Annotated in this window: 22 protein-coding genes; all 22 read right to left on the bottom strand. The window is 62.6% G+C overall.

Going from position 1 to position 16,442, the window contains the following annotated elements; genetic code table 11:
* Window positions 1-12: 12 nt before the first annotated feature.
* The gene (locus E5CHR_RS02045) at window positions 13-519 is read right to left on the bottom strand and encodes a peroxiredoxin (RefSeq protein WP_162578147.1); all 507 of its coding nucleotides are present in this window, start codon (window positions 517-519) and stop codon (window positions 13-15) included.
* A 72-nt stretch (window positions 520-591) separates the two neighbouring features.
* Window positions 592-861, bottom strand: a complete 270-nt coding sequence (gene rpsQ / locus E5CHR_RS02040; RefSeq protein ID WP_162578146.1) for a 30S ribosomal protein S17 — start codon at window positions 859-861, stop codon at window positions 592-594.
* Between the two features lie 9 nt (window positions 862-870).
* Window positions 871-1,074, bottom strand: coding sequence for a 50S ribosomal protein L29 (rpmC, locus tag E5CHR_RS02035; protein WP_068674931.1), 204 nt, complete (start codon window positions 1,072-1,074; stop codon window positions 871-873).
* Window positions 1,075-1,131: 57 nt separating this feature from the next.
* Entirely contained in the window at window positions 1,132-1,548 is a 417-nt protein-coding gene (gene rplP, locus E5CHR_RS02030; protein ID WP_068674864.1) for a 50S ribosomal protein L16, read from the bottom strand.
* A 29-nt stretch (window positions 1,549-1,577) separates the two neighbouring features.
* A complete protein-coding gene (gene rpsC, locus E5CHR_RS02025; protein ID WP_162572537.1) occupies window positions 1,578-2,492 on the bottom strand; it encodes a 30S ribosomal protein S3 in 915 nt (304 codons plus the stop codon).
* A 15-nt stretch (window positions 2,493-2,507) separates the two neighbouring features.
* On the bottom strand, window positions 2,508-2,840 hold the full coding sequence (rplV, locus tag E5CHR_RS02020; RefSeq protein WP_019657678.1) for a 50S ribosomal protein L22: 333 nt from the start codon (window positions 2,838-2,840) through the stop codon (window positions 2,508-2,510).
* Window positions 2,841-2,849: 9 nt separating this feature from the next.
* Complete coding sequence (gene rpsS / locus E5CHR_RS02015; protein ID WP_162578145.1) at window positions 2,850-3,128, bottom strand: 30S ribosomal protein S19; 279 nt, start codon at window positions 3,126-3,128, stop codon at window positions 2,850-2,852.
* A gap of 11 nt (window positions 3,129-3,139) precedes the next feature.
* Complete coding sequence (gene rplB, locus E5CHR_RS02010) at window positions 3,140-3,964, bottom strand: 50S ribosomal protein L2 (RefSeq protein ID WP_162572536.1); 825 nt, start codon at window positions 3,962-3,964, stop codon at window positions 3,140-3,142.
* Between the two features lie 2 nt (window positions 3,965-3,966).
* Complete coding sequence (rplW, locus tag E5CHR_RS02005; RefSeq protein WP_174255769.1) at window positions 3,967-4,293, bottom strand: 50S ribosomal protein L23; 327 nt, start codon at window positions 4,291-4,293, stop codon at window positions 3,967-3,969.
* Between the two features lie 5 nt (window positions 4,294-4,298).
* Window positions 4,299-4,919, bottom strand: coding sequence for a 50S ribosomal protein L4 (gene rplD, locus E5CHR_RS02000; protein ID WP_162578143.1), 621 nt, complete (start codon window positions 4,917-4,919; stop codon window positions 4,299-4,301).
* Between the two features lie 12 nt (window positions 4,920-4,931).
* The gene (gene rplC, locus E5CHR_RS01995) at window positions 4,932-5,603 is read right to left on the bottom strand and encodes a 50S ribosomal protein L3 (protein WP_162578142.1); all 672 of its coding nucleotides are present in this window, start codon (window positions 5,601-5,603) and stop codon (window positions 4,932-4,934) included.
* 182 nt (window positions 5,604-5,785) lie between these two features.
* Window positions 5,786-6,268, bottom strand: coding sequence for a hypothetical protein (locus E5CHR_RS01990; protein ID WP_162578141.1), 483 nt, complete (start codon window positions 6,266-6,268; stop codon window positions 5,786-5,788).
* Between the two features lie 43 nt (window positions 6,269-6,311).
* A complete protein-coding gene (locus E5CHR_RS01985; RefSeq protein ID WP_162578140.1) occupies window positions 6,312-7,916 on the bottom strand; it encodes a hypothetical protein in 1,605 nt (534 codons plus the stop codon).
* Window positions 7,917-8,041: 125 nt separating this feature from the next.
* Complete coding sequence (gene rpsJ / locus E5CHR_RS01980) at window positions 8,042-8,356, bottom strand: 30S ribosomal protein S10 (RefSeq protein ID WP_106560600.1); 315 nt, start codon at window positions 8,354-8,356, stop codon at window positions 8,042-8,044.
* Window positions 8,357-8,376: 20 nt separating this feature from the next.
* Window positions 8,377-9,570, bottom strand: coding sequence for an elongation factor Tu (tuf, locus tag E5CHR_RS01975; RefSeq protein WP_162578139.1), 1,194 nt, complete (start codon window positions 9,568-9,570; stop codon window positions 8,377-8,379).
* A 150-nt stretch (window positions 9,571-9,720) separates the two neighbouring features.
* Entirely contained in the window at window positions 9,721-11,820 is a 2,100-nt protein-coding gene (gene fusA, locus E5CHR_RS01970) for an elongation factor G (protein ID WP_162578138.1), read from the bottom strand.
* 83 nt (window positions 11,821-11,903) lie between these two features.
* Window positions 11,904-12,377, bottom strand: a complete 474-nt coding sequence (gene rpsG, locus E5CHR_RS01965; protein WP_077002363.1) for a 30S ribosomal protein S7 — start codon at window positions 12,375-12,377, stop codon at window positions 11,904-11,906.
* Window positions 12,378-12,522: 145 nt separating this feature from the next.
* Window positions 12,523-12,900: a 30S ribosomal protein S12 gene (gene rpsL / locus E5CHR_RS01960; protein WP_028249584.1), complete on the bottom strand. Its 378-nt coding sequence runs from the start codon at window positions 12,898-12,900 to the stop codon at window positions 12,523-12,525.
* Window positions 12,901-13,102: 202 nt separating this feature from the next.
* Window positions 13,103-14,269, bottom strand: a complete 1,167-nt coding sequence (locus E5CHR_RS01955; RefSeq protein ID WP_162578137.1) for a D-alanyl-D-alanine carboxypeptidase family protein — start codon at window positions 14,267-14,269, stop codon at window positions 13,103-13,105.
* Between the two features lie 23 nt (window positions 14,270-14,292).
* The gene (locus tag E5CHR_RS01950) at window positions 14,293-14,925 is read right to left on the bottom strand and encodes an alpha/beta hydrolase (protein ID WP_162578136.1); all 633 of its coding nucleotides are present in this window, start codon (window positions 14,923-14,925) and stop codon (window positions 14,293-14,295) included.
* Window positions 14,926-14,928: 3 nt separating this feature from the next.
* Window positions 14,929-15,282, bottom strand: coding sequence for a (2Fe-2S) ferredoxin domain-containing protein (locus E5CHR_RS01945; RefSeq protein ID WP_162578135.1), 354 nt, complete (start codon window positions 15,280-15,282; stop codon window positions 14,929-14,931).
* 44 nt (window positions 15,283-15,326) lie between these two features.
* Entirely contained in the window at window positions 15,327-16,439 is a 1,113-nt protein-coding gene (locus E5CHR_RS01940; RefSeq protein ID WP_162578134.1) for a VanZ family protein, read from the bottom strand.
* Window positions 16,440-16,442: the final 3 nt, after the last annotated feature.

Here is a 16,442-nt window from a genome sequence, read left to right as displayed (position 1 = left end):
GCGCTCAGGCGCTCAGGCGCGAGCCTGCTTGAGCAGCGTTTCGGCGTCGCTGACTTCGAATTTCCCGGGCGCCTCGACATTGAGCGAGACGACCTTGCCATCCTTCACCAGCATCGAGTAGCGGTTGCTGCGCACCCCCATGCCGCGCGCCGTCAGGTCCAGCGTGAGTCCGGTCGCGTTCGCGAAGGCGCCGCTGCCGTCGGCCAGCATACGCACCTTGGTGCCGGTCTTCTGGTCACGTGCCCAGGCGCCCATCACGAAAGCGTCGTTGACACTCACACACCAGATTTCGTCCACGCCTGCGGCCTTGAGCGCTTCGTGGTTTTGCACATAGCCTGGCACGTGCTTGGCCGAGCAAGTCGGCGTGAAGGCGCCGGGCAAGCCGAAGATCGCGATCGTCTTGCCCGCCGCGGCCTTGGTCACGTCGACCGGGTTGGGCCCGATGCTGCAGCCCTCGCCTTCGACCTCGGAATATTCCTGCAGGGTGGCGGAAGGAAGGGTGTCGCCGACTTGGATCATAAAACTGCTCCTGAAAAAGAAAAACGGCCCACATTGTGGGCCGCTTTTACTGTGACTGCGTTACCGCCGCGATCAGACCAGCACAGCCTTCTCGACCAAGCGGGTCACCACCCAGTTCTTCGACTTGGAGATCGGCCGGCTCTCGGTGATCTCGATCAGGTCGCCGATCTTGTACTCGCCATTTTCGTCATGGGCGTGGTACTTGCTCGAGCGCATCACGATCTTGTCGTAGATCGGGTGCTTCACACGACGCTCGACGAGCACCGTCACGGTTTTTTCACGCTTGTCGCTGACCACCTTGCCGATCAGGGTGCGCTTGAGGGATTTTTTAGCTTCCGTCATGGTCACTCCTTACTTCGCGGATTCTTGCTGCTTCTGCGCAAGGATGGTTTTGGCACGGGCAATATCGCGACGCGTGACGCGCAGCGTGGCCGTGTTCGACAGCTGCTGAGTAGCCTTCTGCATGCGCAGGCCGAAATGAGCCTTCTGCAGATCCTTGATCTCGGTCTGCAGCGCGGCGACGTCCTTGTCGCGCAGAGCTGCGGCCTTCGACACCTTGGCCGAAGCCGCCGCGTCCTTCTTCTTACGTGTTGCCATCAGTGTTCTCCTCGATCAGGCGCCGAGCTGGCGCGCGACGAAGGTGGTGCGCAGCGGCAGCTTGGCGGCGGCCAGTCGAAACGCTTCGCGGGCGAGTTCCTCGGGCACACCGACGATCTCGTAAATCACCTTGCCGGGCTGGATCTCGGCCACGTAGTACTCTGGGTTGCCCTTGCCGTTACCCATCCGCACCTCAGCGGGTTTGGTGGAGATCGGCTTATCGGGAAACACGCGAATCCAAATGCGGCCGCCCCGCTTCACGTGGCGTGAAATCGCTCGGCGAGCGGCTTCAATCTGGCGTGCCGTCAGACGGCCACGGTCGATCGACTTGAGGCCGAAGTCACCGAAGGACACCGCGTTGCCGCGGGTCGCGATGCCGGTGTTGCGGCCCTTTTGCTCCTTGCGGAACTTTCTGCGTGCAGGTTGCAGCATGTTTTCTTACTCCGTAGTTCTAAGAACGATCACTCGTTCTTGGCACCGTCCGCTGCTGCAGCGGGCGCGGCTTTGCGGACGCGCTTAACGGCGGGTTTCGAGTCTGCACCCGGCTGTGCGCCGGTAGCTTCTGCGGGCTTGTCGCTGCCGTCGGCCGGGGCAACGTTGCCACCGATCGGGCCGCGGGCACCGGCGCGAGGGCCGCCGCGACGGTCCGAGCCCGGCCGGTCGCCACCGGGGCGGCCATCTCGGCGAGGTCCACGCGGGCGGCGCTCTTCTTCGGGGCGCGGGGTCTCGACGGCCGGCAGGTCGTTACGACCCAGCGTGTCACCCTTGTAGACCCAGACCTTGACGCCAATGACGCCGTAGGTGGTCTTTGCTTCCGAGGTGCCGTAGTCAATGTCAGCGCGGAGCGTGTGCAGCGGCACCCGGCCTTCGCGATACCACTCGGTGCGAGCAATTTCGATGCCGTTCAATCGGCCTGCAGACATGATCTTGATGCCCTGGGCGCCCAAACGCATGGCATTCTGCATGGCGCGCTTCATGGCGCGGCGGAACATGATCCGCTTCTCGAGCTGCTGCGTGATGCTGTCGGCAATCAGTTGTGCATCGATTTCCGGCTTGCGCACTTCCTCGATGTTTACCGCGACCGGCACGCCCAGCTGCTTGCCGAGCTCGCGCTTCAGGTTCTCGATGTCTTCGCCCTTTTTGCCGATCACGACGCCCGGACGTGCCGAGTAGATCGTGATACGAGCGTTCTTGGCGGGGCGCTCGATCATGACGCGCGACACGGACGCGTTCTTGAGCTTCTTCTTCAGGTACTCGCGCACCTTGATGTCTTCGGCCAGCATGCCCGCGAAATCGCGGTTGCTCGCGTACCAGCGGCTGGACCAGTTACGGCTGACCGCAAGGCGGAAGCCGGTCGGGTGGATTTTCTGTCCCATATGTGTTCCAGGCTGTTAGTTGCCCACCGTCACGTACACGTGGCACGTGGGCTTGCTGATGCGGTTGCCGCGGCCCTTGGCGCGCGCGGTGAAGCGCTTGAGCGTAGCGCCCTGCTCGACGTAGATGGTCTTGACCTTCAGTTCGTCGATGTCTGCGCCATCGTTGTGCTCGGCGTTGGCGATGGCCGATTCGAGCACCTTCTTCACGATCACGGCGGCCTTCTTCTGCGTGAACTGCAGGATATTGAGCGCCTGATCGACCTTCTTGCCGCGGATCAGATCGGCGACCAGACGGCCCTTGTCGACCGAAAGGCGGACGCCGCGGAGGACTGCACGTGTTTCAGACATGGTCGTTCCTTATTTCTTCTGGACTTTCTTGTCCGCGGGGTGCCCCTTGAACGTGCGCGTGAGCGCAAATTCGCCGAGCTTGTGGCCGACCATCTGGTCGGTAATGTAAACAGGCACGTGCTGCTTGCCGTTGTGAACGGCGATGGTCAGGCCGATGAATTCGGGCAAAACCATCGAGCGGCGCGACCAGGTCTTGATCGGCTTCTTGTCCTTGTTCGTCACGGCCTTGTCGGCCTTGACCACCAGATGGTGGTCGACGAAGGGACCTTTCTTGAGAGAGCGAGTCATTATGCTGTCCCTTACTTCTTGCGACGCGACACGATGAAGACCTGCGTGCGCTTGTTGTTGCGCGTGCGATAACCCTTGGTGAGGTTGCCCCACGGATCGACAGGATGGCGGCCTTCGCCGGTCTTGCCTTCGCCGCCACCGTGTGGATGGTCGACCGGGTTCATGACCACGCCGCGAACGGTCGGGCGAATACCCATCCAACGCTTCACGCCGGCCTTGCCGAGCTGGCGCAGGCTGTGCTCTTCGTTAGCGACCTCGCCGATGGTCGCGCGGCACTCGACGTGCACGCGGCGCACTTCGCCCGACCGCATACGGACCTGGGCGTAGACGCCTTCGCGGGCCAGCAGCGTGGCCGAGGTACCGGCCGAGCGAGCGATCTGCGCACCCTTGCCGGGCTGCAGTTCGATGCAATGGATTGTTGAACCGACGGGAATGTTCCGGATAGGCAGCGTGTTGCCAGCGCGGATCGGCGCTTCCGCACCACTCAGCAGCGTCGCACCGGCTTCCAACCCCCGCGGAGCAATGATGTACCGGCGCTCGCCATCGGCGTAGCACACGAGCGCGATGTGGGCGGTGCGGTTCGGGTCGTACTCGATGCGCTCGACCTTGGCCGGGATTCCGTCCTTGTTGCGCACGAAGTCCACCACGCGATAGTGGTGCTTGTGGCCGCCGCCCTTGTGGCGGGTCGTGATGTGGCCGTTGTTGTTGCGGCCGGCTTTCTGGAACTGGGGCTCCAGGAGAGCAGCGTGCGGCGCACCCTTGTACAGGTGGTCACGAGAGACCTTCACCGCGCCGCGTTGGCCCGGCGAAGTCGGTTTCATTTTAATAACGGCCATGATTAAGCGCCTTCCCCGACCAAGTTGAGCTCTTGACCGGCCTTGAGCGTGACGTAGGCCTTGCGAACGTTGTCGCGACGGCCAACCGACTTGCCAAAGCGCTTGGTCTTGCCCTTGGTGTTGAGCACGGACACGCCCTTCACTTCGACCTTGAACATGAGTTCGACGGCCGCCTTGATCTCGGGCTTGGTGGCGTCTTGCAACACCTTGAAAGTAACGGCATTCGACTTCTCGCCGACCATCGTGGCCTTCTCGGACACGACCGGCGCAACCAGCACGTTCATCAGACGACCTTCGTCAAACTGACGCTGCTGGGGCGTAGGATTCATGCGGCTCATGCGAACATCTCCTTGAGCTTGTCGACGGCACCCTTGGTGACCAGCACCTTCTTGTAGTGAACCAGTGACACAGGGTCAGCGTAGCGCGGCTCGACCACGAGCACGTTCATCAGGTTGCGCGAGGCCAGGTACAGGTTCTCGTCGACTTCCTCGGCGATCACGAGCACGGACTCGAGATTCATTGCCTTGAACTTGGCAGCCAGCGCCTTGGTCTTGGGCGAATCGACAGTGATCGATTCGACCACGGCCACGCGTCCTTCGCGAGCGAGCTGCGAGAAGATGGACGCCATGCCGGCGCGATACATCTTCTTGTTGATCTTCTGCGAGAAGTTCTCGTCAGGCATGTTCGGGAAGATGCGGCCACCCCCGCGCCACAGCGGCGAGGACGTCATACCAGCACGGGCGCGGCCCGTTCCCTTTTGCTTGAACGGCTTCTTGGTGGAGTGCTTGACCTGCTCGCGGTCCTTCTGGGCACGCGTACCCTGGCGGGCATTGGCCTGGTAGGCAACAACGACTTGGTGCACCAGGTCTTCGTTGTAGTCACGGCCGAACACAGTCTCTGGCGCGTCATACTTGGACGCAGCTTGGCCTTGTTCGTTCAGGAGTTCGAGTTGCATTGCTTTTGCTCCTTAGGCCGCCGTCGTGGCTTTGGCCTTGACGGCCGGGCGCACGGTGACGAAGCCACCCTTGGCACCCGGAATCGCGCCCTTGATCAGAAGCAGCTGACGTGCTTCGTCGATACGGATCACGACGAGGTTCTGGGTCGTCACGGTGACGTCGCCCAAATGGCCCGTCATGCGCTTGCCCGGAAACACGCGCCCGGGGTCTTGCGCCATGCCGATGGAACCCGGCACATTGTGCGAACGGCTGTTACCGTGCGAAGCGCGTTGCGAGGACATGTTGTGGCGCTTGATGGTGCCGGCGTAGCCCTTGCCAATGGAAGTGCCCCGGACGTCCACCTTCTGACCCACGGTGAACACGCTGCCCACAGCGATTGCGCCGCCAGCCTTGTGCTGGGCAGCCGCATCGGCGGGGACACGGAATTCTTGAATGATTTCGCCAGCTTCGACGCCAGCTTTGGCAAGATGGCCTGCTTCGGGCTTGGTGACGCGAGACGCCTTGCGCGAGCCGAACGTCACTTGCAGCGCGACGTAGCCATCGGTCTCTTGGGTTTTGACCTGGGTCACACGGTTGTCGGATACATCCACCACCGTGACAGGAACTGCGTCCCCATCATCGGTGAAGAGACGCATCATCCCCACCTTGCGGCCCAGCAACCCGAGGGAGTTGCTCAGACTCATGATTTTTTCTCCAAGACTCCCGCCGCTGCCACTTCAATTGGCGACAGCGTTTGATATGCGGAAGAAGGTTGATAAAGCCCCACACCAAAAAGCGCCTGGTAGGCGCAGATTGGGCAGAGCCAAAGATTATAGCTCCCAGGGCGTTTAGAGCGCAAGCCGCCGGCGGTCGCGGCCGGTCCTGCTCACTTGACCGGCATCGAGAGAATCTTGTCGCCGTCTGGCGCCTGCTTCAAGCCGCTGCTGGCCGGCATCGCGGAGGGCGCCTTTCCGACCTGCACGGCAATTGAGTTCGCGCTGGTCGCGCCATTCTGGGTCGTGAACACGTGAAGATAGCCGGTGCCATCGGCGTCGGGAACGACCTGCACGGTCAAGGCAGATGCCTGGCCCGCCGGCAGCATGTGGGGCCCCGCGGAGCCGACAATCGCCAAGCCGCCGTCTGCCGTTAGCTTGACGGTGCCGCCCGCGGGATCGCTGACCCCGTCAAAGTTCAGCACTACCGCGACTTGGCTCCCGGGCTGAGGCGTGCCGTCAATACGGTATTGGACTGCGATACCAGAGCCACCGGGCTTCATAGGCGCGGCAGTCATTCCTGTGAAAGCAGCATTCCCGGGCTTCGCGTTGTGCGCGCAAGCCTGCAAGGACAGGCCTATGGCCAGCGCCGCCATGGCAACGGCTCCGAGGCTGCGAGATGCACGCATGGCTGTGCTCCTAGTTGATGGTGACGGTGAAGCATGTGCTCGCCGCCGAGTTGTTGAAGTCATTGACCACCAGAACGGCCTCGCCCGCGGCCAAGCTGACAGAGCCTGTTTCGCTGCCGGCCACGGTGGACAGGCCCTCGCCGGCACGCCGCCCCTGGTACACCACGAAGTCCGGATCGGAGCCGGCCGGCCCACCGGTAACGGCGATGCTGTAGGTGCGCTGCGCCGGAGCAGTAAAGCGCAGATAAGCATAGCTGCCCAACTTGTTGCCAGCATGCGCCGGGTCTGCGTCGGTGGTCACGCAGGCCGGGGCGCCGGCGCCCAGCGCCGCGGGCTTGTACATCGGAAGGGCAAATGTGCCAAGGCCACCATCGTTCGTCTCGTTGCCCGCGAACGGATCATTCGGGACTGCGATATTCTGGTTGGCTAGCAGCGAATTCAACGCTGCGGCACTTCCAGGCGCGACGGCATTGAAGGCCACCGAAAACGGGTGGATCGAGGTAACTGCCACACCGGCCTTGAAGGATGGCGCCGTGAGCGCATCGTGAATCGGCTTGAAGCCAACCTGGCTGTTCAGATTCCAGAGGATCGACTGGATCGAGACTTCGCGGAACCAGCCAGGATTGGACGTCGTTCCCGAAGTCAGATCGAGATTGGACCCCAAGGCCTGGTTGGCACCGGCAGAATCGGTGTAGTTGCTGCGCGCCAGAGCGATGCCTGACCAGGCATTGCCCCAGCCCTCCGAAAAAGCCAAGCGCCGGTCCAAGCGCTCGCTCAGGGAATGGCTGCCGCCGGGTGAATCGTCACGGCTGAAAGCCGACTGGTAGTAGTGCCCCCATTCGTGCGCGACCACAGAGCTGTCGTACTCGTCGGTATCGACGTTCTCCTTTCCCAGCACATAAATGGCACGAACAGTGCCCGTCGCGTTCGAACTGGTGAAGAAGGTCGTTCCGATCTGCCCAAGCGCCGGATTCCCTGAAGCTGGCACGTTGTTGACGCTCCAGAAAATGCGCAGCGGCGGGAATGCCGTGCCTGGCGCAACTGAGAGGACCTTGGCCTGGGTGGCGTAGACAGCGTCGAGCACGGCGAAGGGCCCTGCAACGCGCGTGGAGTCGTAGCTCGAACCGTTCCACCCCGAAGGTGCATGGACGTTGCGCGTCACTGCCGCACTGCCAGTGGAAAAACTCCCGCTTTCCATGGAGTAGAGTGCCTCACCCTGGGTGTTATCGCGCACGCTGACGTCCCAACTAGCGCCTGAGCCAGTCTGCAGCAGTTGGGCCTTGACCCGTACGTTGACGGTCGTGTTGGCAGGCACTGACACAGAATAGGCGCCATTACCGTCGGCTGATGTGCTGGCCAGCACAGCTCCGCCGACATCGAGAACTTCGACGCTGGCGCCGCGAATAGGCTTGGCGCTCATCGCTCCATAGCTCAGACCACCAGTCGCATTGGGCACTGAATCAAATGTCACGTTGCCGCTCAACGTCACCGTTGTTGCGCCAGGTACCGCGGCGATCGGAAAGAAGCCCGCGCCCCCGCCTCCTCCGCCCCCCCCGCACGCGCCGAGAACCGCGAGGGCAAGCAGCGCCACGCTCCGCAGGAACCAAGTTTTCATGATCTCTTACTCCCCAGAGCATGCCCGGCCGATCGCCGTTGGCAAAGGATGCCACATCACAGGTCAAAAAAAAAAGCCCGCCAGCGTTTCCGCAAGCGAGCTTATTCCTACAAGCCAAATTGGCTTTACTGCAGCTTGATTTCGACGTCCACGCCGGCTGGCAGATCGAGCTTCATCAGCGCATCGACGGTCTTGTCAGTCGGGTCGACGATGTCCATGAGGCGCTGGTGTGTGCGAATCTCGAACTGGTCGCGGCTCGTCTTGTTGACGTGCGGCGAACGCAGAATGTCGAAACGCTTCATGCGGGTCGGCAGGGGCACTGGGCCCTTGACGATTGCGCCAGTGCGCTTGGCGGTGTCCACGATCTCGGCAGCCGACTGGTCGATCAACTTGTAGTCGAATGCCTTCAGGCGGATACGAATTTTTTGCTTGGCAGCCATGGTGATTCCTTTGCGTTCGATCAGATGTCGAGGATCTTCGCCACCACGCCCGAGCCCACGGTGCGGCCACCCTCGCGAATGGCGAAGCGCAGGCCTTCTTCCATGGCGATGGGGTTGATCAGCTTCACCGTGATGGACACGTTGTCACCGGGCATGACCATTTCCTTGTCCTGGGGCAGCTCGATCGCACCCGTCACGTCGGTGGTGCGGAAGTAGAACTGCGGGCGGTAGTTGTTGAAAAACGGCGTATGACGCCCGCCCTCGTCCTTGCTCAGCACGTACACCTCGGCAGTGAAGTGCGTGTGGGGCTTGATGGACCCCGGCTTGCACAGCACCTGCCCGCGCTCGACTTCTTCGCGCTTGGTGCCGCGCAGCAGCACACCCACGTTGTCGCCAGCCTGGCCCTGGTCCAGCAGCTTGCGGAACATCTCCACGCCCGTGCAGGTCGTCTTCTGGGTCGGGCGAATGCCCACGATCTCGATTTCCTCGCCAACCTTGATGACGCCGCGCTCGACCGCCCCAGTCACCACCGTACCGCGACCAGAGATGGAGAAAACGTCTTCCACCGGCATGAGGAAGGTGCCGTCCACCGCACGCTCAGGGGTGGGGATGTAGCTGTCCAGGGCCTCGGCCAGCTTCATGATGGAGCCTTCGCCGAGTTCGCCCTTGTCGCCTTCCAGGGCCAGCTTGGCCGAGCCGTGGATGATCGGGGTGTCGTCGCCCGGGAACTCGTACTTGTCCAGCAACTCGCGCACTTCCATCTCGACGAGCTCCAGCAGCTCCTTGTCGTCGACCATGTCGCACTTGTTGAGGTAAACAATGATGTAGCCCACACCCACCTGGCGCGCCAGCAGGATGTGCTCGCGGGTCTGGGGCATCGGGCCGTCAGCGGCCGAGCACACCAGGATGGCACCGTCCATCTGGGCGGCACCGGTAATCATGTTCTTGACGTAGTCGGCGTGGCCGGGGCAGTCAACGTGCGCGTAGTGGCGGTTGGCCGTCTCGTACTCGACGTGGGCGGTGTTGATGGTGATGCCGCGCGCCTTTTCTTCGGGCGCCGCGTCGATCTGGTCGTAGGCCTTGGCCTCACCGCCGAACTTGGCCGACAGCACCGTGGCAATCGCCGCCGTCAAGGTCGTCTTGCCGTGGTCCACGTGACCGATCGTGCCCACGTTCACGTGCGGCTTCGTGCGGGTGAATTTTCCTTTTGCCATTTTTCAATCCTTGAAAGAGCAGGCCCGTGTGTGGTTTTACGTCTGCATCTTGTTGCTGATTCCTCCGCCACGGGCAACGAAGGGCACAAAATCGCAGACAGAACTGGAAAGAACAAGGACGGCTGGACGAACCTTGTTCGGGGCGCCACGCTACTTCGTGCGCGCGGCGACAATGGCTTCAGCAACGTTTCGCGGAGCTTCGGCGTATTGCTTGAATTCCATCGTATAGGTGGCGCGGCCTTGCGACATCGAGCGCAACGTCGTCGAGTAGCCGAACATCTCCGACAGCGGAACTTCGGCCTTGATGGCCTTGCCGCCGCCGACCATGTCGTCCATGCCTTGAACCATGCCGCGGCGGGAGGACAGGTCGCCCATCACGTTGCCGGCGTAATCCTCAGGCGTCTCGACTTCCACGGCCATCATCGGCTCGAGAATTACCGGGCTGGCCTTGCGGGCACCCTCCTTGAAACCGAAGATGGCGGCCATCTTGAAGGCCATTTCGTTCGAGTCGACGTCGTGGTACGAGCCGAAGTGCAGCGTGACCTTGACGTCCACGACCGGGTAACCGGCCAGCACGCCTTGCGTCAGCGCTTCTTGCACGCCCTTTTCCACCGCGGGAATGTACTCGCGCGGCACCACGCCGCCCTTGATGGCATCGACAAACTCGAAGCCCTTGCCAGCTTCCTGCGGTTCGATCTTGAGCACGACATGGCCGTATTGGCCCTTGCCGCCTGATTGCCGCACGAACTTGCCTTCAGCCTCTTCGACGGTCTTGCGAATGGTTTCGCGGTAGGCCACTTGCGGTTTGCCCACATTGGCTTCCACACCGAACTCGCGCTTCATGCGATCCACGATGATTTCGAGGTGCAGTTCGCCCATGCCCGAAATGATGGTTTGGCCTGACTCCTCGTCGGTCTTGACGCGGAACGACGGGTCTTCCTGCGCGAGACGCTGCAGGGCAATGCCCATCTTTTCCTGGTCGGCCTTCGTCTTGGGCTCGACAGCCTGCGAAATAACCGACTCAGGGAAAACCATGCGCTCGAGCATGACGATGGCGTTCGGGTCGCACAGGGTTTCGCCCGTCGTGACTTCCTTCAAGCCCACGCACGCCGCGATGTCGCCGGCCCGAATTTCACTCACTTCTTCGCGATTATTGGCGTGCATCTGCACGATGCGGCCGATGCGTTCCTTCTTGCCACGCACCGGGTTGTAGACGCTGTCGCCCTTTGAAAGCACGCCCGAATACACGCGCACGAAGGTCAGCTGGCCGACGAAAGGATCGGTCATCAGCTTGAACGCGAGGGCCGAGAATTTTTCTTCGTCGTCAGCCTTGCGCACCACCGGTGCTTCGTCTTCGTCGGTGCCGGCGACCGGAGGAATGTCGGTCGGTGCCGGCATGTATTCGATGACGGCGTCCAGCATGGCCTGTACGCCTTTGTTCTTGAAGGCCGAGCCGCACAGCATCGGCTGGATCTCGCCGGCAATGGTCCGCTGGCGAATGGCCTTCTTGATTTCTTCCTCGGACAGCGCTTCGCCTTCGAGGTACTTGTTCATCAGCTCTTCGCTGGCTTCGGCAGCGGCTTCCACGAGCTTTTCATGGTATTCGTTGCAGACATCGACCAAATCGGCCGGGATCTCACCGTAGGTGAAGGTCACGCCCTTGTCCTCGTCCCAGATGATGGCCTTCATCTTCACCAGGTCGACAATGCCGCGAAATTTGTCTTCGGCGCCAATCGGGATCTGGATCACGACCGGATTCGCCTTCAGGCGATCGATCATCATCTGGCGAACGCGCAGGAAGTTGGCACCGGTGCGATCCATCTTGTTGACGAACGCGAGGCGGGGCACCTTGTACTTGTTGGCTTGGCGCCAGACGGTTTCGGATTGAGGCTGCACGCCGCCAACAGCGTCATAGACCATCACTGCGCCGTCCAGCACGCGCATGGAACGCTCAACCTCGATGGTGAAGTCCACGTGGCCGGGCGTGTCGATGATGTTGATGCGGTGCTCGGGGAAGTTCTGCGCCATGCCTTTCCAGAAGCAGGTGGTCGCAGCCGAGGTGATGGTGATGCCGCGCTCTTGCTCCTGCTCCATCCAGTCCATCGTGGCGGCGCCGTCGTGCACTTCGCCGATCTTGTGGTTAACGCCGGTGTAGAACAGGATGCGCTCGGTGGTGGTCGTCTTGCCGGCGTCGATGTGCGCAGAGATACCGATATTGCGGTAGCGCTCGATGGGGGTCTTGCGGGACATGAAATTACTCCATTAACGGATGAAAGCCCGCCCACCACACGGTGGGTCGGGCTTCCAGCCAATGCTCTTGTTGAAGGCGGTTTCTAGAAGCGGAAGTGGCTGAAGGCCTTGTTGGCCTCGGCCATGCGATGCACTTCGTCTCGCTTCTTCATGGCGCCGCCACGACCCTCCGTGGCCTCCATGAGTTCGTTGGCCAGGCGCAGGGCCATCGACTTCTCGCCGCGTTTGCGCGCGGCTTCCTTGATCCAGCGCATCGACAGCGCCAAGCGACGCACCGGGCGCACTTCCACGGGCACCTGGTAGTTCGCCCCGCCGACGCGGCGCGACTTCACTTCGACCATCGGCTTGACGTTGTTGATCGCGATGGTGAAGGCCTCGAGCGGGTCCTTGCCCGGGTTCTTTTTCTCGATCTGGTCGAGGGCACCGTAGATGATGCGCTCGGCAACAGCCTTCTTGCCGCCTTCCATGATCACGTTCATGAATTTGGACAGCTCGACATTGCCGTACTTTGGATCCGGCAGGATTTCACGTTTAGGGACTTCGCGACGACGTGGCATTTTTCTAACCTCTTTGCTTCAGTTGGCGCCTCTTCAAGAGGCACCGCGAGAACTAACAGGAGCTCTCACTTACTCGACCCGACAGCGGGTCACTTCGTTCGACGCACCCGCCAGGCGCGCCCAACACCGATGGAACACTCTAGGCTCAAGCCTTCTTTGGACGCTTTGCGCCGTACTTGGAACGCGACTGCTTGCGATCCTTGACGCCCTGAAGGTCCAGCGAACCGCGCACGATGTGGTAGCGCACGCCCGGCAGGTCCTTGACGCGACCGCCGCGAACCAGCACCACGCTGTGCTCCTGGAGGTTGTGGCCTTCACCGCCGATGTAGGAAATGACTTCGAACCCGTTGGTGAGACGCACCTTGGCGACTTTGCGAAGCGCCGAGTTGGGCTTCTTCGGGGTCGTGGTGTAGACCCGGGTGCAGACACCGCGGCGTTGCGGCGAGTTCTGCATGGCAGGGCTCTTCGACTTGATCTTCTCGACCTCGCGACCCTGACGCACCAGTTGATTGATGGTTGGCATGAATGAATTAGTCCCAAAACACCCCGGCCGAGCCCCTCACCGTGACATGAGGCAACCGAGAGATACGAAAACGTGAAACCCTTCGGAAATTTCCGAAAAGCCCGCGAGTATAGCACTTGGACTCGAGCGGCCCACTTCACGCGATCAGGGCTACCTTGGGGCCGGCGGCAGCAAGGCGAAGAGGAACGCGCCAGGGCAATCTCTACTTGATCCAAAGGCGAATGGCATCCCAGGCCCGGCCCGGGATGCCGGCCTGCTCTACCGGCTCCAGCGCGACCAGCGGCACCTCGGCGACTGGCTGGTCGGCCAGCGTGATCCTGAGTGAGCCGACCGGCTGGTTGCGCGAAAAGGGGGCGACAAGGGGATCGCGCCGGGCCACTTGCGTCTTGATCTTGCCTGCAGAGCCGGCGGGCACCGCCACCACGATCGGCTCGGCACGACCGAGCTTGACTGTGTTCTCCTTGCCTTTCCAGACAGGTGGCGTGGCGACTGGCTGATTGGCGTCGAACAGACGGACCGCATCGTACGCGGTGTAGCCCCAGTTGAGCAGCTTTTGCGATTCGTTGGCGCGCGCGTTCTCACTGGCCGCCCCGAGCATGATCGACAGCAGGCGCCGGCCACCTGCAAGGTTGGGGAAGTCGCGCTTGGAGGTCACGACCATGCAATAGCCTGCCGAATCGGTATGGCCCGTCTCGAGCCCATCGACTGTCGGGTCGCGAAACAGCAGCAGGTTACGGTTTGTGTCGTTGGTGGAGGGCGTTCCGGGATAGCGGTACTTCTTGATCGAGTAGTAGTGCACATACTCGGGAAAGTCGCGCATCAACCGCGTCGCAAGGATGCTCAGGTCGCGCGCCGTGGTCGTATGGCCCGGTGCAGGCGTGCCTTCGGGGTTCTTGTAGGTCGTGTTCTTCATGCCCAGCGCCTTGGCCTGGTCGTTCATGAGATCGACGAAATGCTCCACCGTGCCCCCCACGCTCTCGGCCAGTGCAACGGTCGCGTCGTTGCCTGACTGCACGATCACCCCCTTGATCAGGTCCTCGACCGGAACCTGCATCTTCGGGTCAATGAACATGCGCGAACCGGGCATCTTCCAGGCGCGGGCGCTGACCGGCAGGGATTGCTGCAGAGTGATCTTCCTGGCCCTGAGCGCGTCGAAGACGAGGTAAGCCGACATGAGCTTGGTAAGCGAAGCCGGTTCGATAGCCGTATCGATGTCCTTCTGTGCAAGCATCTGGTTGGCCGTTACGTCCAGCAGCAGGTAGCTGCGCGCGGCGACCTCCGGGGGTTGCGGCACCTGGGCCGCGGCCATCAGGCAGAAGCATGCGGCGGCGGCCGCGAAGGCGCGAAGCGCGCCAAGAAGACGATTCATGACGATGCGAAGAGAGACAAACGCTAGCCAGCGCGCAGATGGCGAACGACCAAGCCTTTGAGCAGCGGCAATTGCCCATGGAAGAAATGGCCGCCCCCAGGAACGACTGTGACGGGAAGCGACTGCGGCCGCGCCCAATCCAACACGGCCGCCAACGGAACGGTGTCGTCCTGCTCGCCATGCACGACGAGCGTGCGCTCGTGCGCCTCCGCCGGCAGAGTCGCCACCGAGAAGCGGGCAGCGGCGGTGCCCACCAGCACCAGTTGTCGGATGTCCCGCCGCGCCCACAGCGGCTCGGCCGCGCGGCTCGCCACGAAAGCCCCGAAGGAAAAGCCGGCGATGGCAAGCGGCCCGTCGGGCGCCACCTGCTCGATGACCTGGAGCATGTCCTCACGCTCACCGCGGCCCTCGTCGTGCACGCCCCCACTGCCGTCCACTCCGCGAAAATTGAAACGCACCGCGGTCCAGCCGCACGCGACGAAGGCGCGCGCCAGCGTCTGGACCACCTTGTTGTCCATCGTGCCACCGAAGAGCGGATGAGGATGCGCGATCACGGCGACGCCGCGAGCGGCAACGCCCTCGCCCGCGGCATCGCGCAAGGCGGCGATCGCGCCTGCGGCGCCCTGCAACTGGATCTTTTCAGTTTGCGAATTCATGTCTCACCGCCCAACGTCGGGGGGCAGGAGCAAGCGCTCAACCACCTTTCCCTCGCGCAGGTGGGAATCGACGATCTCGTCGATGTCCTGCTCGTCAACGAAGGTGTACCAGACGGCTTCCGGATAGACCACCGCCACAGGCCCGCCGGCACAGCGGTCGAGACAGCCGGCCTTGTTGACCCGCACCTTGCCGGGCCCTGCCAGCCCCGCTTGCTTGACGCGCGCCTTGCAGCGCTCAAAGCCCTGCTGCGCGTTGTGCTGTGAGCAGGAATCTTCGCCGTTCTTGCGTTCGTTCAGGCAAAAGAAGATGTGGCGGCCGTAGTAGCCGCGCGGCTGCGCCGTGCTGGAGGTGGACATCGGCGCATTCTATTGAGCGGCACTGCCCGCGCCCCGCGAAGGGCCTACGCCCGCGTCCTGCGCGACAAGGCCGCGAGCACGTATAGCAGCGTGGCGAAGGGCCAGAGCCAGCCCAGCCACTGCGCCAGTCCGTGGAAGCGAATGAAACGCCCCTGCTCCCAGGTCGCCAGGGTCTGCGCGAAATAGGCACTCTCGGGTGCCTGATTCAGCAGGCTCAGATGCACGACGAGCGCGACCAGCAGCAGCGCCCCGCACAGGCGGCGGGGCGCCGACAGCAGCAGCACGCCCAGGAAGAAGGCCGCCGCGATGCCGACCTGCACCGGGAGGTTGAGCCAGGTCCAGGCATGCTCGGGGCCGTAGCTCAGGGCCGCCGACAAGGCGGAGGCGGCCACTCCGCTGAGCACCACCAGCGGCAGCAGCACGGCACGGCGGGCGATGGATCGCGTCACAAGGAAGCCCAGCAGGCACGGCACCAGTGCGCCGAGCGCGACGCACAGGAGTTCGACGGCGGGCACGAGCGGCTCCAGTTCGAACTGCCGTACTGGCATCCAGTCAATGAATGGCGTATCCAGCAACCATTCGGAGATCGCCACTTCGAGACGCTCGAAGACCTGGCCGAGCCCGAAGGTGACCGCGGCTGGAAACAGCAGCGCCAGCGGCCACAAGGCCAGTAGCACCAGCGCGCCGCGCGAATCCTCGACGAACCAGTTCGAGCGGGTGCGGTGCCAGTGCGCCACCGCACCAAAACGTTCGAGTGCCACCGCCAGCACTGCGCCCGCCAGCGCGCCCAGGCTGTTGAGGCCAAGGTCCACGTTGGACGGAATGCGTGCTGGCAGGTAGCTCTGCAATGTCTCCATGAGAAAGGCGATTGCGGCGCCGATCAGGGTCGCTACCAGCACCGCGCGCACCGATCCGATCCCGGGTTGAGTGCGCAGCACGGCGATCGCCATCAGGAAGCCGAACGGCATATAGCCGGCCACGTTGATCCCGAAGTCGAACCCCGTCCAGTACCTGGACCAAGGTGCCGTCAGATAGGACCAGGGCGCAATGCCCTGGTCGCGCCAGTCGGCAAAGGGATAGAGGCTCGCGTAGACGATCAGCGCCGCATAGGCGAACGCCAGGGGCAGGGCTGCCGATTTGTGTTGCTGGGGGGCCACCGC

This window comes from Variovorax sp. PBS-H4 (genome assembly GCF_901827205.1).
Lineage (GTDB): Bacteria > Pseudomonadota > Gammaproteobacteria > Burkholderiales > Burkholderiaceae_C > Variovorax.
This window is presented reverse-complemented; position numbering and strand designations above follow the sequence as displayed.

What these genes read in the sequence shown, in the direction of transcription:
- E5CHR_RS01985 (WP_162578140.1), bottom strand. Translation starts at nt 7,916, where the DNA reads ATGAAAACTTGGTTCCTGCGGAGCGTGGCGCTGCTTGCCCTCGCGGTT.
- tuf (WP_162578139.1), bottom strand. Translation starts at nt 9,570, where the DNA reads ATGGCAAAAGGAAAATTCACCCGCACGAAGCCGCACGTGAACGTGGGC.
- rpsS (WP_162578145.1), bottom strand. Translation starts at nt 3,128, where the DNA reads ATGACTCGCTCTCTCAAGAAAGGTCCCTTCGTCGACCACCATCTGGTG.
- E5CHR_RS02045 (WP_162578147.1), bottom strand. Translation starts at nt 519, where the DNA reads ATGATCCAAGTCGGCGACACCCTTCCTTCCGCCACCCTGCAGGAATAT.
- rplD (WP_162578143.1), bottom strand. Translation starts at nt 4,919, where the DNA reads ATGCAACTCGAACTCCTGAACGAACAAGGCCAAGCTGCGTCCAAGTAT.
- rpsJ (WP_106560600.1), bottom strand. Translation starts at nt 8,356, where the DNA reads ATGGCTGCCAAGCAAAAAATTCGTATCCGCCTGAAGGCATTCGACTAC.
- rpsG (WP_077002363.1), bottom strand. Translation starts at nt 12,377, where the DNA reads ATGCCACGTCGTCGCGAAGTCCCTAAACGTGAAATCCTGCCGGATCCA.
- E5CHR_RS01990 (WP_162578141.1), bottom strand. Translation starts at nt 6,268, where the DNA reads ATGGCGGCGCTGGCCATAGGCCTGTCCTTGCAGGCTTGCGCGCACAAC.
- rplB (WP_162572536.1), bottom strand. Translation starts at nt 3,964, where the DNA reads ATGGCCGTTATTAAAATGAAACCGACTTCGCCGGGCCAACGCGGCGCG.
- rplW (WP_174255769.1), bottom strand. Translation starts at nt 4,293, where the DNA reads ATGAATCCTACGCCCCAGCAGCGTCAGTTTGACGAAGGTCGTCTGATG.
- E5CHR_RS01955 (WP_162578137.1), bottom strand. Translation starts at nt 14,269, where the DNA reads ATGAATCGTCTTCTTGGCGCGCTTCGCGCCTTCGCGGCCGCCGCCGCA.
- rpsC (WP_162572537.1), bottom strand. Translation starts at nt 2,492, where the DNA reads ATGGGACAGAAAATCCACCCGACCGGCTTCCGCCTTGCGGTCAGCCGT.
- fusA (WP_162578138.1), bottom strand. Translation starts at nt 11,820, where the DNA reads ATGTCCCGCAAGACCCCCATCGAGCGCTACCGCAATATCGGTATCTCT.
- rplP (WP_068674864.1), bottom strand. Translation starts at nt 1,548, where the DNA reads ATGCTGCAACCTGCACGCAGAAAGTTCCGCAAGGAGCAAAAGGGCCGC.
- E5CHR_RS01945 (WP_162578135.1), bottom strand. Translation starts at nt 15,282, where the DNA reads ATGTCCACCTCCAGCACGGCGCAGCCGCGCGGCTACTACGGCCGCCAC.
- rpsL (WP_028249584.1), bottom strand. Translation starts at nt 12,900, where the DNA reads ATGCCAACCATCAATCAACTGGTGCGTCAGGGTCGCGAGGTCGAGAAG.
- rpsQ (WP_162578146.1), bottom strand. Translation starts at nt 861, where the DNA reads ATGACGGAAGCTAAAAAATCCCTCAAGCGCACCCTGATCGGCAAGGTG.
- rplC (WP_162578142.1), bottom strand. Translation starts at nt 5,603, where the DNA reads ATGAGTCTGAGCAACTCCCTCGGGTTGCTGGGCCGCAAGGTGGGGATG.
- rplV (WP_019657678.1), bottom strand. Translation starts at nt 2,840, where the DNA reads ATGTCTGAAACACGTGCAGTCCTCCGCGGCGTCCGCCTTTCGGTCGAC.
- E5CHR_RS01950 (WP_162578136.1), bottom strand. Translation starts at nt 14,925, where the DNA reads ATGAATTCGCAAACTGAAAAGATCCAGTTGCAGGGCGCCGCAGGCGCG.